We start from the raw sequence: 15,463 nt of genomic DNA, 5'->3' as shown, positions 1-15,463 counted from the left end.
CTGGTCACATGACAGGCCCGAAGCTGCAGCTGACCGACGACCAGTGGCGCGAGCGGCTGAACCCTCAGGAGTTCGCCGTGCTGCGCCGTGCCGGCACCGAGCGTCCGTTCACCGGCGAATACACCGATACCAAGACCGAAGGTGTCTATCAGTGCCGCGCCTGCGGCGCAGAACTGTTCCGCAGCACCGAGAAGTTCGAATCCCATTGCGGCTGGCCGTCGTTCTTCGACCCGGCGGATTCCGACGCGGTGATCCTGCGCTCCGACGACTCGCTGGGCATGCACCGGGTCGAGGTGGTGTGCGCGAACTGCCACAGCCACCTCGGGCACGTCTTCGAAGGCGAGGGGTATCCGACCCCGACCGATCAGCGCTACTGCATCAACTCGATCTCGCTGCGGCTGGTGCCCACCGATCAGTGATGCTCCGGCGTCAGCGTTCGTTCACGTCGCTGCGCCTCGAGCAGGGCCAACATCTCGGAACCCGGCACCGGCCGGCTGAAGTAGAAACCCTGCGCCACCCGGCAGCCGTACTGGCGTAACCGGTCGGCGATCTCGGCGCTCTCCACTCCCTCGGCCACCGGTGTGTGTCCGAGCGCGTGCGTCATCTCGATCACGGCGCGCACGATGGTCGCCGACGGTCCGTGCGTCAAGATCGGCGCGATGAACTCCCGGTCCAGCTTGACCTGGTCGACGGGAAAATCGCGCAGATACCACAGCGCCGAATATCCGCTGCCGAAGTCGTCGAGCGCGACCTGCACCCCCGCGGCGCGCAGCTTGTTCAGAGCCGTTCGTGTTCCCGGCATGTCGGCGAGCAGCCTGTCCTCGGTGATCTCGATGGTGAGCGCCTCCGGCGCAAGCCCGTGCCGCCGCAGCGCCTCGGAGATGCCAGCACTGATGGCTGGGTCGCTCACGACGGGTGCGAACACGTTCACCGCGACGGGAATCTCGAAGCCCTCGGCGTGCCAGATCGCCGCATCGGCGAGCGCCAGGTCGAGCACCGCCCTGGTCAGCGACGTCATCAGGTCGCACTTGTTCACCAACGGCAGGAACTGGTCGGGGTTGAGCAACCCCCGGCGGGGATGTGGCCAGCGGATGAGCGCCTCGGCGCCGATGATCTCCCCGGTGAACAGGTCGTACTGCGGCTGGTAGACCACGCGCAGTTCGCCGTGCTCGATGGCGTGCTCGAGCTCCACCAGGATCGGCGGCGGGCCGACGTCGCGACGGCCTGCGGCGATGTCGGCACGCAGCTTGCGGTTCTCCCCGAGGATCACGAACTGCCGGATCGTCACGGCGATCACGATGACGGCGACGGCCACGAACACCGGCCCCAACCCGGCGATCAGCACTGGCGTGCACAAGACCGCCGACAACAGCACCGGCACGTACGGCAGCCAGCCCGAGACCGCGGCCGGCTGCGCGCTGGGCACGTCGGAGCCGGTCCGCCGGGCGCGCAGCGCGGCGACGGCGATCAGGAGGAAACCCGTTGCCCAGCCGACCGACAGTTGATGCTGGTTGTCGTAGGTGCCCGTTGCGGTCAGATAGGCGAAAGCGACATCGGAGAACGCGACGCCGATCAACCCCGCGGTCAGCAGCGCCATCTGCGCTTGCCGCATGCGAGGGGTCCGCATCAGCATCAGCCCCGCGATCGTCACCAACGCGATGTCGGTCACTGGGTACGACAGCGCCACGGCCACCGACAACACGTCGCTCTGCTGGGCGGTGTACACGGTCCGCAACCAGATGACCCAAGCCGCGCCGAAGATCGCGGCCGCGACGATGAGCCCGTCGATCACCACCCGCAGTTGCGTACCGGGCGGCGCCGCGGTCAGCAGGACGATCAGACACAACCCGGCACCCGCCAGGAACGACAGGTATCCGGCGTCGGCCCACGACGGAGTCGGAGCCTCGCCGAGAACGAGGTCGTAGTAGCTCCACACCACCTCGCCGGCGGCCCACCCCATCAGTCCGGCTGCCATGAACGCCCAGGCCGCACGATCAGGACCCCGCAGCGAGACTGCGGCCCATGCGGCACTGACCGCGGCGGTCAACGCGAAGACAGCCAAGCCGACATCGTCCACGGTGCGGATGAGGTCCGGGCCGCCCCACCCGGCCCACAACCACGCGCCGTAGGCGGCACCGACGATCAGCGCGACCGCCGCCACCCCCCTCGTTTTCGGCATGGACGGAATATAGCAATGGAATGCTGCGGGCAAAACCGATTCGCAGCAGTAAAGAGTCGTTTGCTAGGACGGCACTTTCCCGACAAATCGAGGTATAAAGACCCTACGACGTGGTTTTAGACGGATGTCAAGAATTTGCAAATGTCGAAAATACTTGACAGAAGTTTTCGTTGCCAGCAAAAACTCATGGCAAAGCGTTGATCAGCCGCTCGACCGAAACACGTGGCCCGGTGTAGAACGGGGTCTCCTCACGGACGTGGCGGCGAGCGTCGGTGGCGCGCAGATCACGCATCAGGTCGACGATGCGGTGGAGTTCCGGCGCTTCGAACGCAAGCAGCCACTCGTAATCACCCAGCGCGAAAGCCGGCACTGTGTTGGCGCGCACATCCTTGTAGCCACGCGCGGCCATGCCGTGCTCGGCCAGCATCCGTCGGCGCTCGTCGTCGGGCAACAGGTACCACTCCAAGGAGCGGACGAACGGATAGACGCAGATGTAGGCCCCGGGCTCCTCTCCCGCCAGGAACGCCGGAACGTGGCTTTTGTTGAACTCGGCGGGCCGGTGCAGCGCGACGTTGCTCCACACCGGGGTCGACGCCCGGCCCAATGTGGTGGTGCGGCGGAAGTCGGCGTAGGTGGCCTGCAGCGCCTCCACGGTCTCGGCGTGGGTCCACGTCATGAAGTCGGCATCGGCACGCATGCCGGCGACGTCGTAAATTCCGCGTACGACGACGCCCCTGTCCTCCTGGTGCTTCAGGAACGTCTCGGTCTCGTCGACGATCGCCGCCCGCGCGTCGTCACCGTCGGCGAGCACGCCGGGCTTGACGGCGTACACCGAGAACATCAGGTAGCGGACGGTGGAGTTGATCGCGTCGAAGTCGAGCTTGGCCATCGTTCTATCGTGCCATGGGCCCCTACCGCGTCAGGATGGCCGCCACCGCCCTGGTCGCGGCAGCGACGCAGGCCGGAACCCCGATGCCGTCGAGATAGGCCCCGGCCACGGCGAGTCCCTGTGGCAGCCCACCGCGTAGCTCGGCGACCAGGTCGGCGTGGCGCGGGCCGTACTGAGGCATGGCGTCGAGCCAGCGCACCACCTTGCTGTCCTCCGGGGTCACGGTGATGCCGAACAACGTCGCCAGATCCTGCTCGGCCCACATCAGCAGGTCGTCGTCGCCTGCCCGCCGGGCCAGGTCGTCTCCGAACCGGCCGTAGGACAGCCGGACCATCTCGACGCTGCTACGCCGACCCCACTTGCGCGACGACAACGTCACCGCCTTGGTGTGCAGACGGCCACGGCCGGCGACCAGCACCCCGGACTGCTCCGGGAGCGGGGTGCCGCCGGGCAGGGCCAGCGCGACCACCGCGGCCGAGGCCACCTCGATGCGCCGGGCGGCCGCGACCGTGCGGGGAGCGAGATCGCCGAGCAGCGCCGGCAGCCGCGGCGCGGGAACCGCCAGCACCACCGCATCGGCGGGCCAGCGCGCACCCTCGTCGTCGATCACCTCCCAGCCGTGAGTCGCCGGAGCGACGCTGCGAACGGCGACCTGCGCCCACGTGAGTCCAGAACGCCGCACCAGTTCGTCGATCAGCACGGCGTAACCGCCGTCGATCGCACCGAACACCGACCCCGGCGCAGGCGGCGGCAGCGCGGCGGTGACAGCCTCGGTCAGGCTGCGCGCCCCGCGGTCGAGCGCCGCCGCCACCGTAGGGGCGGCCGCGCGCAACCCGATCGTCGCGGCCGACCCGGCGTACACACCGGCCAGCAGCGGGTCGATCGATCGCACCACGACCTGCTCGCCGAAGCGGTCGCCGACGAGGTCGGCCACCGTCGGGTCGGCGCCGGGAGTCCAGGACAGCGGGCGGCGGGGCTCGTCGAGCATCCAGCGGATCGTGGCGTCGTCGACCAGTCCGGTCAGCGAGGCAGGCCGCGTCGGGATGCCGTTGACGGTGTGCTGGGGTAGCGCATGCAGGCGGCCCTCGCTGTAGATCAGCGGACGCACCCCGGTCGTCGTCAGCTGCTTCCCCGACAGACCCAACTCCCCCAGCAGCGCGGGCACCTCCGGGCGGCGGGTGACGAACGCTTCGGCTCCGACGTCGATCGGCTGCCCGCCGATGCGTTCGGTGCGCAACACCCCACCGAGCCGGTCCGCCGGGTCCAGCACGGTGATGGACGCGTCCGGGCCGGCCGCCACCCGCAGTCGGTAGGCTGCCACTAAACCCGAAATGCCGCCGCCGACAACGCAATACGTTGTCACAGCTGGTGCACCAGGGCCACGGCCTTGGTGATGACGTCGGGGTCGGTGGCAGGCAGGACCCCGTGACCGAGGTTGAACACGTGTCCGACGGCGCCCGCGTCGATCGCGCGGCGCCCGTCCTCGACGACGGCCCGCACCGCGCGTTCGACCACCGGCATGCCGGCCAACAGCACCACCGGATCGAGGTTGCCCTGCAGTGCGACTCCCCGCTGCACCCGCGTCGCGGCATCGGCCAGCGACGTCCGCCAGTCCACCCCGACGACCGCGGGGACGTCGTGTCCGACGACGGCTTCCGACATGGCACCCAGCAATTCCGCCGTCCCGACGCCGAAATGCGTCATCGGCACGCCGTAGCCGGCCAGCGCAGCGAACACCCGGGCGCTATGGGGCAACACGTAGCTGCGGTAGTCGGCCAGCGACAGGGTGCCCGCCCAGGAGTCGAACACCTGGATCGCGTCGACGCCCGCCTCGATCTGGGTGCGCAGGAACGCGATCGTGACGTCGGTCAGGGATTCCATCAGCGCATGCCACGTGTCGGTCTCGCCGAGCATCATCGCCTTGGTGTGCTCGTGGTTGCGGCTCGGACCACCCTCCACGAGATAGGACGCCAGCGTGAACGGGGCTCCGGCGAACCCGATCAGCGGCACCTCCCCCAGTTCGCCGGTCAGCCGACTCACCGCTGCCGCCACCGGCGCCACCTGGTCGGGGTCCAGCTCAGTGATGGTGCCGACATCAGCTCGGGTGCGGATCGGATGATCGATGACCGGGCCCACATCGGGCACGATGTCCAACCCGATACCGGCCGCGCGCAGCGGGACGACGATGTCGGAGAACAAGATTGCCGCGTCAACGTCGTGGCGACGCACCGGCTGCAGCGTGATCTCGGTGATCAGGTCGGCGTCGAAGCAGGCCTGCATCATGGTGTTCTTGGCCCGAAGAGCCCGGTACTCGGGCAGCGACCGACCGGCCTGCCGCATCATCCACACCGGCATGCGGTGGGGCTTGCGGCCGGCGACGGCAGCCAGGTAGGGCGATTCGGGCAGCTCGCGGCGCGTGTTCATCGATGCCCATGCTGCCATGCCTCCTCCGCCCCGAATCGGCGCGCCATGAGCACAGACCTGTGAAAATGGACTACCGTCGATCGGCGTGACCTCCGCCGAACCGGCTCAATTCCGTGAAGCGGTGGCGGCGATGAACGCCACCACCGTACGGCCGGAGATCGAGCTGGGCCCGATCCGGCCGCCGCAGCGCCTCGCCCCCTTCAGTTACGCACTGGGAGCCGAGGTCAAGCATGCCGAAGCCCCGGTCGTCCCCGAGCGCTCCGACGGCGACGCGTTCGGGCGGCTGATCCTGCTGCACGACCCCGAGGGCGCCGACGCCTGGGACGGCACGATGCGGCTGGTCGCTTATATCCAGGCCGACCTCGATTCCACCGAGGCCGTCGATCCGCTGCTGCCCGAGGTGGCGTGGAGCTGGCTCGTCGACGCCCTGACCGAACGTGCGCAGCACCTCACCGCCCTCGGCGGCACCGTCACCGCCACCACCTCGGTGCGCTACGGCGACATCTCCGGACCACCGCGAGCCCATCAGCTGGAGCTGCGTGCGTCCTGGACCGCCACCGATCTGGAACTGGGGCCACACGTCGAGGCGTTCTGCGAAGTGCTCGAACACGCCGCAGGCCTGCCCCCCGCCGGGGTGACCGACCTGGGCTCGCGCACCCGCGCCTGATCCGATGACCGAACCCGACACCGGCGGTTCCCCGCCGGACGCCGAACACTCCGACGACGTCGACATCTCCGAGACACCCGCCACGCCGCTGCTGGCCCCGCGCGACGGAGTGCCGAACGTCGCGGTGAGCCGCAGCGAAATCGCCCGCGCCGCAGACTTTCTCGCGTCCGGGTCGGGCGCGTTCGCCGTCGACGCCGAACGGGCGTCGGGATTCCGGTACTCCAACCGCGCCTACCTGGTGCAGATTCGGCGTGCCGGCGCGGGCACGGTGCTGATCGACCCCGTCAGCCACGGCGGCGACTCCGTCGAGGTGCTCGCCCCGGTGGCACAGGTGCTGTCGGAGGATCAGTGGATCCTGCACGCCGCCGACCAGGATCTGCCCTGCCTGGCGGAGATCGGCATGCGCCCGCCGTCGCTCTACGACACCGAGCTGGCCGGGCGGCTGGCCGACCTCGACCGCGTGAACCTCGCCTCGATGGTGCAGCAGCTGCTCGGCCTGGCCCTGACCAAGGGGCACGGCGCTGCGGACTGGTCGAAGCGGCCCCTTCCCGACGAATGGCTCAACTACGCGGCGCTCGATGTCGAGGTGCTGATCGAGTTGCGTGACGCGATCGACGCCGTGCTCATCGCCGAGGGCAAAGACGGTTGGGCCAGAGAAGAATTCGAGTACCTCCGGACGGCCGAGAGCACACCGACCCGGCGGGACCGCTGGCGGCGCACCTCCGGAATCCACAAGGTGCGCGACCCGCGGGCGCTGGCCGCCGTACGGGAGTTGTGGCTGACCCGCGACCAGATCGCCCGACGGCGAGATATCGCCCCGGGCCGAATCCTGCCCGACAGCGCAATCGTGAGCGCGGCGACCGCAGACCCGGACACGGTCGAGAAGCTCGTTGCTCTGCCGATTTTCGGCGGAGCCCGGCAACGGCGCAGCGCAAGCGTGTGGCTCGACGCGTTGGCGCGGGCCCGCACGGCCGACCCGCCGTCGTCGCAGGAACCGTCCAGCGGTCCGCCGCCGGCATCACGGTGGGCCCGACGCAAGCCCGAGGCCGCCGCCCGGCTGGAGGCGGCGCGAGCCGCGATCAACGAACTGGCGCAACAGGTTTCCGTGCCGCCGGAGAATCTTCTGGCACCCGACATCGTGCGCCGGCTGTGCTGGGACTGGGTTGCCGTGGACGACACGACCGCCGCGGTGGAGGCGTTTCTCGACACCACGGCAGCGCGACGCTGGCAACGCGAGCTGACGACACCCCTGCTCGCTGCAGCCTTGAAATCAGCTCCCAGCGACTAGCGACCGGCAGTGCTCAGTCGAGCTGCTGGCTGACTTCCTTCTCCGCGACACCGGTACCCAGTGCTGCGACCCAGCCGGTGATCTGGCGGGCGAGATTGCGCTCGGTCAGGCCGACCTCGGTGAGCACCTCACCGCGGGAGGCGTGGGCGAAGAACTCCTGCGGCAACGCGGCGTCCCGGCAGGGCACGTCGATCTCCGCGCGACGCAATGCCGTCGAGACCGCCGAACCGATACCGCCGTGCACCCCGTTGTCCTCGAGCGTGACGACCAGCTTGTGCTGCGCGGCGAGCGTGGTGAGCACCGCGGGCACCGGCAGCACCCACCGGGGATCGACGACGGTGACGCCGATGCCCTGGTTGCGCAACCGCTCGGCCACTGCCAGCGCCATCGTGGCGAACGGTCCGATGGCGATGACCAGGACGTCGTCGGTGAGACCGTCGGCGGGCTTCGCCAGCACGTCCACCCCGTCGCGGCGTTCGACCGCTGTGATGTCTTGTCCGACATCGCCTTTCGGGAAACGAATGGCGGTGGGGCCGTCACTGACGTCGAGTGCTTCTGCCAGCTCTTCCCGCAGCCGGGCGCCGTCGCGCGGCGCCGCCACCTTCATGCCGGGGACCACGCCGAGGATCGACATGTCCCACATGCCGTTGTGGCTGGCCCCATCGGGACCGGTGACTCCGGCGCGGTCCAGCACGATCGTCACCGGCAGCTTGTGCAGCGCGACGTCCATCATCACCTGGTCGAACGCCCGGTTCAGGAACGTCGAGTACACGGCGACCACCGGATGCATTCCGCCCATCGCCAGACCGGCAGCAGAGGTGATCGCGTGCTGCTCGGCGATGCCGACGTCGAAGAAACGGTCGGGGTACCGCTGTCGGAACGCGCTCAGACCCGTCGGTCCCGGCATCGCCGCGGTGATCGCGACGACATCGCGCCGCTTGCCGGCCAGCGAGATCAACGACTCGGAGAAGGTCGACGTCCACCCCGGACCCGGGATCGTCGTCGCCAGACCCGTCTCCGGGTCGATCACACCGCACGCGTGCATCTGGTCGTCTTCGTCGTTCTCGGCGGGCGCGTAGCCCATGCCCTTGCGGGTGACGACGTGCACCACCACCGGCGCGTTGTAGGCGCGGGCATGCCGCAGCGCGCTCTCGACAGCGTGTTCGTCATGGCCGTCGATAGGGCCGACGTACTTGAGGCCCAGGTCGGTGAACATCACCTGCGGGGAGAGCGCGTCCTTGATGCCCGCCTTGATGCTGTGCATGCACTGGTAGCAGAACTCGCCGATCATCGGCACGCCCCGCACCGCCTTGCGGCCTTCTTCGAGCACGCGCTCGTAGCCCGGCTGCAGACGCAACCGCGCCAGATGCTCGGCGAATCCGCCGATCGTCGGCGCATAGCTGCGGCCGTTGTCGTTGACGACGATCACCACGGGGCGCTTGGATGCCGCGATGTTGTTCATCGCCTCCCAGCACATGCCGCCGGTCAGGGCGCCGTCGCCGACGACGGCCACCACGTGGCGGTTGCGGTGCCCGCTGAGCTCGAAGGCCTTCGCCAGACCGTCGGCGTAGGACAGCGCCGAGGACGCATGGCTGGACTCGACCCAGTCGTGGACGCTCTCCTCGCGCGAGGGGTAGCCGGACAGGCCGTCCTTCTTGCGTAGCGTCTCGAAGTCCTGGCAGCGGCCCGTGAGCATCTTGTGCACGTAGGCCTGATGTCCCGTGTCGAACAGGATCGGATCATGGGGCGAGTCGAAGACGCGATGCAGCGCGAGTGTCAGCTCGACAACGCCGAGATTGGGTCCCAGGTGACCGCCGGTTGCCGCGACCTTGTGGATCAGGAAGTGGCGGATTTCCCCGGCCAGCGCATCCACCTGTGCCTGCGACAGGTGCTGCAGATCAGCGGGACCGCGGATCTGTTCAAGCATTGGGTCAGTCTACGCACCGGTAACCAGATCAGTCGTTTCGACGCTGGTACACATCGGGCACGCCGTCGAGGTCCGCGTCCACCGATTCCTCACGACAAATCCGCCGGTAGGCCCTGTTCCTGGTCAGCAGGACGACCGCAGCGAGACATGCCGCCAGCAGTGATCCGCACAACACTCCGATCTTCACGAATTCGTCACGTTCGGAGCCCATGCCGTAAGCCAGGTCCCCGATCAACAGCGAGACCGTGAAGCCGATCCCGGCCAGCAGGGAGATGCCGAACACGTCGACCCAGCGCAGCGACGGATCGAGCGTGGCCCGGGTGATGCGCGACAGGACACCGGTGGTCAGCAGGATGCCGATGGGCTTGCCCAGCACCAGCCCGGCGATGATGCCGAGCGTGATCGGGTCGGTCAGCGCCCGGCCCAGACCACTGAGCCCACCGATACCGACCCCCGCGGCGAAGAACGCGAACACGGGGATCGCGAAACCGGCCGACACCGGCCGCAGCAGATGCTCGAAATGCTCGGCCAGGCCCGGCCCTGCGTCGGGACCCCCTGCGGCTTGGCTGCGCAGCACCGGCACCGTGAAACCGAGCAGCACGCCGGCGACCGTGGCGTGCACGCCCGACTCGTGCATCAGCACCCAGGTGGCCACCGCCAGCGGGATCAGCAGCCACGGGGCACGTATGCGGCGCTGCACGCACAGTGCGAACAACGCGAGCGGGATCAGTGTGGCCGCCAACGCGATCAGGTTGATCTTCTCGGAGTAGAAGACCGCGATCACAGTGATGGCCAGCAGGTCGTCCACCACGGCCAGGGTCAGCAGGAACGTGCGCAACGCCGACGGCAGGTGCGTCGCGATGACGGCGAGCACGGCGACCGCGAACGCGATGTCGGTGGCGGTCGGGATCGCCCAGCCGCGCAGGGCCCCGTTGTCGCTGCCGGTGCCGACGTTGATGGCGACGAAGATCAGCGCCGGCATCACCATGCCGCCGACCGCGGCCGCGATGGGCAGCGCGGCACGGCTCGGGTCGCGCAGATCGCCGGCGACGAATTCCCGTTTGAGCTCCAGCCCGACGACGAAGAAGAAGATTGCCAGTAGCCCGTCGGCCGCCCACGCGCCCAGCGTCAGATCCAGGTGCAGCCCCAGCCAGTGACCGCCGACCTCGAGGTCACGCAATGCGAAGTAGCTGGCCGCCCACGGGGAGTTGGCCCAGACGAGCGCGGCGGCGGCCGCGACGAGGAGGATGACCCCGCCGACGGTCTCCTTGCGAAGGATCTCGGTGGCCCGGCTGGTCTCGGCCCAGGACCCGCGGCTGAACAGCCGTCGCCGCAGCGGAATCCGGGGATCGTCGGCCATCAGGTGCCCTCCTCGGTCGTCGAAGTCACGCCGACCAGACTTCCCGGCACACCTGGCGATCACCCTACTACCGGGTGAGCACCGCCACGCACTCCACGTGGTGGGTGAGCGGAAACGAATCGAACACCCGGAGATCCTCGACCTGGTACCCACCTTCGCGGTACAAGCCAATATCGCGCGCGAAAGACGCTGCCTCACAACCGATGTGGACGACCCTCGGCACCTCGGCGGCAGACAGTGCGGCGATCACGTCGCGACCGGCCCCGGTACGCGGTGGGTCGAGCACGGCGACGTCCGCGCGGGTCGTCTGACTTGCCAGTGCGCGGCGCACCGAGTCCGTGACCACGCTGACCGAGCCCAGATCACCCAGCGCAGCCCGGGCGGCGCGGGCCGCTCCGCGTGAGGTGTCGACGGTGAGCACCCGTCCGGTGTCCCCCATGGCCGTCGCCAGCGCCGCCGCGAACACACCCGCGCCGCCGTAGAGGTCCCACGCGGTCATGCCCGGTTCGAGCTGCGCCCACTCCGACACCAGGGCGCTGTAGAGCGCCGGGGCATCACGATGCGCCTGCCAGAAAGCCGTCACCGGCACACGCCACGTCCGACCGGCGACGCGCTGCACTCCCTCGTAATCACCTTCTCGCACTTCAGCTTTGCGACCCTTTGCCGCCACCACGATGTGTCGGCGCCCGTCGTCGTCGACGGCCACGTGCACCGCAGCGTCCGACGGCCACCTCTGCTCGGCCACCCCGGACAGCAGCGCCGCGGGCACCTGCGCACAGTCGAGTCGGTGCACCAGGTCGGCGCTGTGGTATCGGTGGAATCCTGCCCGCCCGTCAGCCGACACATCCAGACGCACCCGGGTGCGCCAGCCGCTGTGCCCGGCCTCTCCCACCGCCTCTGCGGACGCGTCATCCTCGGCCCGCCAGTCGTAATTGCCAAGCCGCGCAAGCTGATTGGCCACCACAGCACCCTTGAGCCGTCGGGCCGCCGCGGGCTCGACGAACGCCAGGTCGCAGCATCCCGACCCACCCACGCCAGCGATCGGACACCAGGAGTCGACGCGATCCGGCGACGGTTCGATCACCTCGACCGCCTCGGCGTTCCAGAACTTCTCGCGCGTCGAACCGGCGTCGACCAGGCGCGCCCGCACGGTCTCCCCGGGAAGGGCGTAGCGCACGAACACCACCCGGCCGTCATGGCGGGCGACGACGCTACCGCCGTTGGCGGGGCGCCCCGTGGTGAGGATCAGCTCCGCGGGCACCTCAGCGGTCAATCGAGGAACCCCTTGCGCGCATCGCCCGGGGCGGACTGCGGAGAGAGCTTCTTGAGCCGCTCGGACGACGACAGCTGCCACGGCACCGACGTCACCATGACGTTGGGTTCGAACAGCAGTCTGCCCTTGAGCCGCAACGCACTCTGGTTGTGCAGCACCTGTTCCCACCAGTGGCCGACCACGTACTCGGGGATGAACACCGTCACCACCGTGCGGGGCGACTCACGGCTGACCCGCTTGACGTACTCGAGGACGGGACGGGTGATCTCGCGGTACGGCGAGGCGATGACCTTGAGCGGCACACTGATGTCACTGGATTCCCACTTGTGCACGAGCTCACGGGTTTCCCCGTCGTCGACGCTGACCGTGATGGCCTCCAGCACGTCAGGGCGGGTGGCGCGGGCGTACGCCAGCGCGCGCAGGGTGGGCATGTGCACGTTGGACACCAGCACGACCGCGTGATTGCGGCTGGGCAGCACGATGTCTTCCATTTCGGCTGCGCGGGCTTCCAGCTCGCGGCTCACCGACGCGTAGTGCTTGTGGATCAGCTTCATGATGAAGAACAGCGCAGCCATCGCGAGGATCGCGATCCACGCCCCCACCAGGAACTTGGTGAGCACCACGATGATGAGCACCGTTCCGGTGCACAGGAAACCGACGGTGTTGATGACCCGCGAACGCATCATTCGTGCCCGCGCGGCCGAATCGGTCTCGGTGCGCAACAACCGCGTCCAGTGCCGCACCATCCCGATCTGGCTGAGGGTGAACGACACGAACACCCCGACGATGTACAGCTGGATCAGCGCCGTCACCTGCGCCTGGAACGCCACGATGAACGCGATCGCGCCGAACGCCAGGAACAGGATCCCATTGGAGAACGCCAGCCGATCACCGCGGGTGTGCAGCTGCCGTGGCAGGAAGCGGTCCTGGGCGAGGATGGAGCCCAGCACCGGAAAGCCGTTGAAGGCGGTGTTGGCGGCGAGCACCAGGATCAGTGCGGTCACCCCGGCGATCAGATAGAGCCCGATGGGGAAATCGTGGAACACCGCGTCGGCCAACTGGGCGATCAGCGTCTTCTGCTGGTAGTCCGGCGGGGCCCCGCCCAGCTGTTCCAGCGGACGCTCGGCGATCTGCGCACCGGTGGCACGGGCCAGCATGATGATGCCCATGAACAGCGTGATCGCGATGCCGCCGAGCAGCAGCAGCGTGGTCGCGGCGTTGCGGGACTTGGGTTTCCGGAACGCCGGGACGCCATTGCTGATCGCCTCGACACCGGTCAGCGCCGCGCTGCCCGAGGAGAAGGCGCGCGCGATCAGGAACACCAGCGCGAATCCCAGGACGTCGCCGTGCTCGGAGTGCATCTCGAACCCCGCCGACTCGGCGCGCAGCTCGTGGCCCAGCACGTAGATCTGGAAGAAGCCCCAGCCCAGCATCAGGTACATGCCGATCATGAACGCGTAGGTGGGAACAGCGAATGCGGTGCCCGATTCCCGGATGCCGCGCAGGTTCAGCGAGGCCAGCACCAGGATCGCGATGATCGCGAACCACACCTTGTGCTGGTCGATGAACGGTATCGCCGACCCGATGTTGGACATCGCCGACGACATCGACACGGCCACGGTGAGCACGTAGTCGACCAGCAGCGCGCTGGCGACGGTCAGGCCGGCGGTCGGGCCGAGGTTGGTGGTCACCACCTCGTAGTCGCCGCCGCCGGACGGGTAGGCGTGCACGTTCTGCCGGTAACTCGCGATCACGATCAGCATGACCGCGGCGACCACCAGACCGATCCAGGGCGCCATCGAGTAGGCCGACAAACCCGCGACCGAGAGCACCAGGAAGATCTCTTCGGGGGCGTAGGCGACCGACGACAGCGCGTCAGAGGCGAAGACCGGGAGCGCGATCCGTTTCGGCAGCAGCGTGTGGGCGAGCTTGTCGCTGCGGAACGGCCGGCCCAGTACGAGCCGTCGGGCGGCCGTCGAAAGCTTGGACACGAGTGCCAAGAGTAAAGCCCGACGGTCGTGAGGTGACGCAAAGCTGTAGCGTTCCTCAGTGCACGGGTGGTAACAGCTCGCCAAACGCCACATTCGGCCCCGCCGGAAAGGACCCGCAGTGCGTGTAGTGGTGATGGGATGCGGCCGCGTCGGCGCGTCGCTGTCCGACAGTCTGGCCAGGATCGGCCACGACGTCTCCGTCATCGACCGTGACGGCACGGCTTTTCACCGCCTGTCCCCCTCGTTCCCGGGCCAACGCGTACTCGGCATGGGGTTCGACCGCGACGTGCTGATCCGCGCGGGCATCGAGAACGCGTCGGCGTTCGCTGCGGTCTCCTCGGGCGACAACTCGAACATCATCTCCGCGCGTGTCGCGCGGGAGACCTTCGGCGTCCAGCGGGTCGTGGCCCGCATCTATGACGCCAAGCGTGCCGCCGTCTACGAACGTCTGGGCATTCCGACCGTCGCGACGGTGCCGTGGACCACCGACCGACTGCTCAACGTCCTCATCCGCGAGACGGAGACCACCAAGTGGCGTGACCCGAGCGGCAACGTCGGTGTCACCGAGCTCGCCCTGCACGAGAGCTGGGCCGGCCGTCGGATGACCGACTTGGAGGCCGCCACGTCGGGCCGCGTCGCGTTCATCATCCGCTTCGGCGCGGGCCTGCTGCCCGACCCCAAGACGGTGATCCAGGCGGGCGATCAGGTGTACCTGGCCGCGATCTCCGGTCATGTCGCCGAGGCGTTGGCGATCGCGGCGCTACCGCCGAGCGAAGACGCGGAGGGCTGAGGACGTGAAAGTTGCGATTGCGGGTGCGGGTGCGGTCGGCCGGTCCATCGCCCGCGAGCTGGTCGAGTCCCATGACGTCACCCTTCTCGAACGCGACTCCGACCACATCGACGTGGAAGCGATTCCGGCGGCGCACTGGCGCCTCGGCGACGCGTGCGAGCTGAGCCTGCTGGAGGCGGTCAAGCTCGAGGAGTTCGACGTGGTGATCGCCGCGACGGGCGACGACAAGGCCAACGTGGTGCTGAGCCTGCTGTCGAAAACCGAGTTCGCGGTGCCGCGCGTGGTGGCCCGCGTCAACGATCCACGCAACGAGTGGTTGTTCGACGAGGCCTGGGGTGTCGATGTCGCGGTGTCGACGCCGCGGATGCTGGCCTCGCTGGTGGAGGAAGCCGTCTCGGTGGGTGACCTGGTGCGGCTGATGGAGTTCCGCAAGGGCCAGGCGAACCTCGTGGAGATCACGCTGCCCGACGACACGCCCTGGGGCGGTAAGCCGGTCAAGCGCCTCGAATTGCCACGCGACGCAACGTTGGTCACGATCCTGCGTGGGCCGCGAGTGATCGTCCCCGAACGGGACGAACCCCTTGAGGGCGGCGACGAGTTGCTCTTCGTGGCCGTGGCCCAGGTCGAGGACGAACTGCGCGAACTGCTCCTACGGCCCCGCCAGCGCTGAGTCCG

At 68.6% G+C, this 15,463-nt stretch carries 13 protein-coding genes; 5 read left to right on the top strand and 8 right to left on the bottom strand.

The genetic code is table 11. The features are described from left to right. Window positions 1-8: 8 nt before the first annotated feature. Complete coding sequence (gene msrB, locus ACZY1G_RS22390; protein ID WP_463823627.1) at window positions 9-419, top strand: peptide-methionine (R)-S-oxide reductase MsrB; 411 nt, start codon at window positions 9-11, stop codon at window positions 417-419. Here msrB and ACZY1G_RS22385 read toward each other — a convergent pair. From ACZY1G_RS22385 to hemE, 4 genes are all read right to left on the bottom strand, one after another. Then, on the bottom strand, window positions 413-2,179 hold the full coding sequence (locus ACZY1G_RS22385; protein WP_463823626.1) for an EAL domain-containing protein: 1,767 nt from the start codon (window positions 2,177-2,179) through the stop codon (window positions 413-415). The two genes, msrB and ACZY1G_RS22385, sit on opposite strands and share 7 nt — an antisense overlap. Window positions 2,180-2,363: 184 nt before the next feature. Then, complete coding sequence (hemQ, locus tag ACZY1G_RS22380) at window positions 2,364-3,068, bottom strand: hydrogen peroxide-dependent heme synthase (protein WP_463816692.1); 705 nt, start codon at window positions 3,066-3,068, stop codon at window positions 2,364-2,366. Between the two features lie 22 nt (window positions 3,069-3,090). Then, window positions 3,091-4,431 carry a protoporphyrinogen oxidase gene (locus ACZY1G_RS22375; RefSeq protein ID WP_463823625.1) on the bottom strand — a complete coding sequence of 447 codons (1,341 nt, stop codon included), beginning with the start codon at window positions 4,429-4,431 and terminating at the stop codon, window positions 3,091-3,093. Further along, the gene (gene hemE, locus ACZY1G_RS22370; RefSeq protein ID WP_463823661.1) at window positions 4,428-5,492 is read right to left on the bottom strand and encodes a uroporphyrinogen decarboxylase; all 1,065 of its coding nucleotides are present in this window, start codon (window positions 5,490-5,492) and stop codon (window positions 4,428-4,430) included. The genes ACZY1G_RS22375 and hemE overlap by 4 nt, the downstream gene beginning before the upstream one ends. Window positions 5,493-5,622: 130 nt before the next feature. On the opposite strand from hemE, the gene ACZY1G_RS22365 reads away from it, so the two are divergent. Both ACZY1G_RS22365 and ACZY1G_RS22360 read left to right on the top strand, forming a co-directional pair. Beyond that, window positions 5,623-6,159 (top strand): DUF3000 domain-containing protein, encoded by a 537-nt coding sequence (locus ACZY1G_RS22365; RefSeq protein ID WP_463823660.1) that lies wholly within the window; start codon window positions 5,623-5,625, stop codon window positions 6,157-6,159. 4 nt (window positions 6,160-6,163) lie between these two features. Further along, window positions 6,164-7,447 (top strand): HRDC domain-containing protein, encoded by a 1,284-nt coding sequence (locus tag ACZY1G_RS22360; protein ID WP_463816694.1) that lies wholly within the window; start codon window positions 6,164-6,166, stop codon window positions 7,445-7,447. 13 nt (window positions 7,448-7,460) lie between these two features. Here ACZY1G_RS22360 and dxs read toward each other — a convergent pair whose 3' ends face one another. The 4 genes from dxs to ACZY1G_RS22340 all read right to left on the bottom strand — a co-directional run bounded on the left by dxs (window position 7,461) and on the right by ACZY1G_RS22340 (window position 13,998). Then, window positions 7,461-9,374: a 1-deoxy-D-xylulose-5-phosphate synthase gene (dxs, locus tag ACZY1G_RS22355; protein ID WP_463823624.1), complete on the bottom strand. Its 1,914-nt coding sequence runs from the start codon at window positions 9,372-9,374 to the stop codon at window positions 7,461-7,463. 28 nt (window positions 9,375-9,402) lie between these two features. After that, window positions 9,403-10,734 carry a Na+/H+ antiporter NhaA gene (gene nhaA, locus ACZY1G_RS22350; protein WP_463816696.1) on the bottom strand — a complete coding sequence of 444 codons (1,332 nt, stop codon included), beginning with the start codon at window positions 10,732-10,734 and terminating at the stop codon, window positions 9,403-9,405. Window positions 10,735-10,801: 67 nt separating this feature from the next. Next, a complete protein-coding gene (locus ACZY1G_RS22345) occupies window positions 10,802-12,007 on the bottom strand; it encodes a class I SAM-dependent RNA methyltransferase (RefSeq protein WP_463823623.1) in 1,206 nt (401 codons plus the stop codon). Beyond that, window positions 12,004-13,998, bottom strand: coding sequence for an APC family permease (locus tag ACZY1G_RS22340; protein WP_463816698.1), 1,995 nt, complete (start codon window positions 13,996-13,998; stop codon window positions 12,004-12,006). The genes ACZY1G_RS22345 and ACZY1G_RS22340 overlap by 4 nt, the downstream gene beginning before the upstream one ends. A 118-nt stretch (window positions 13,999-14,116) precedes the next feature. Here ACZY1G_RS22340 and ACZY1G_RS22335 point away from each other — a divergent pair, with 118 nt between their 5' ends. Together ACZY1G_RS22335 and ACZY1G_RS22330 are read left to right on the top strand one after the other, a co-directional pair. Next, entirely contained in the window at window positions 14,117-14,788 is a 672-nt protein-coding gene (locus tag ACZY1G_RS22335; protein ID WP_463816699.1) for a potassium channel family protein, read from the top strand. 4 nt (window positions 14,789-14,792) lie between these two features. Continuing rightward, window positions 14,793-15,458, top strand: coding sequence for a potassium channel family protein (locus ACZY1G_RS22330; RefSeq protein WP_463816700.1), 666 nt, complete (start codon window positions 14,793-14,795; stop codon window positions 15,456-15,458). The last annotated feature ends 5 nt before the right edge of the window (window positions 15,459-15,463 follow it).

Source organism: Mycobacterium sp. IDUB_5, assembly GCF_055419565.1.
Note: the sequence above shows the minus strand (reverse complement) of the source record. Positions and strands in the feature narration are given on the sequence as shown.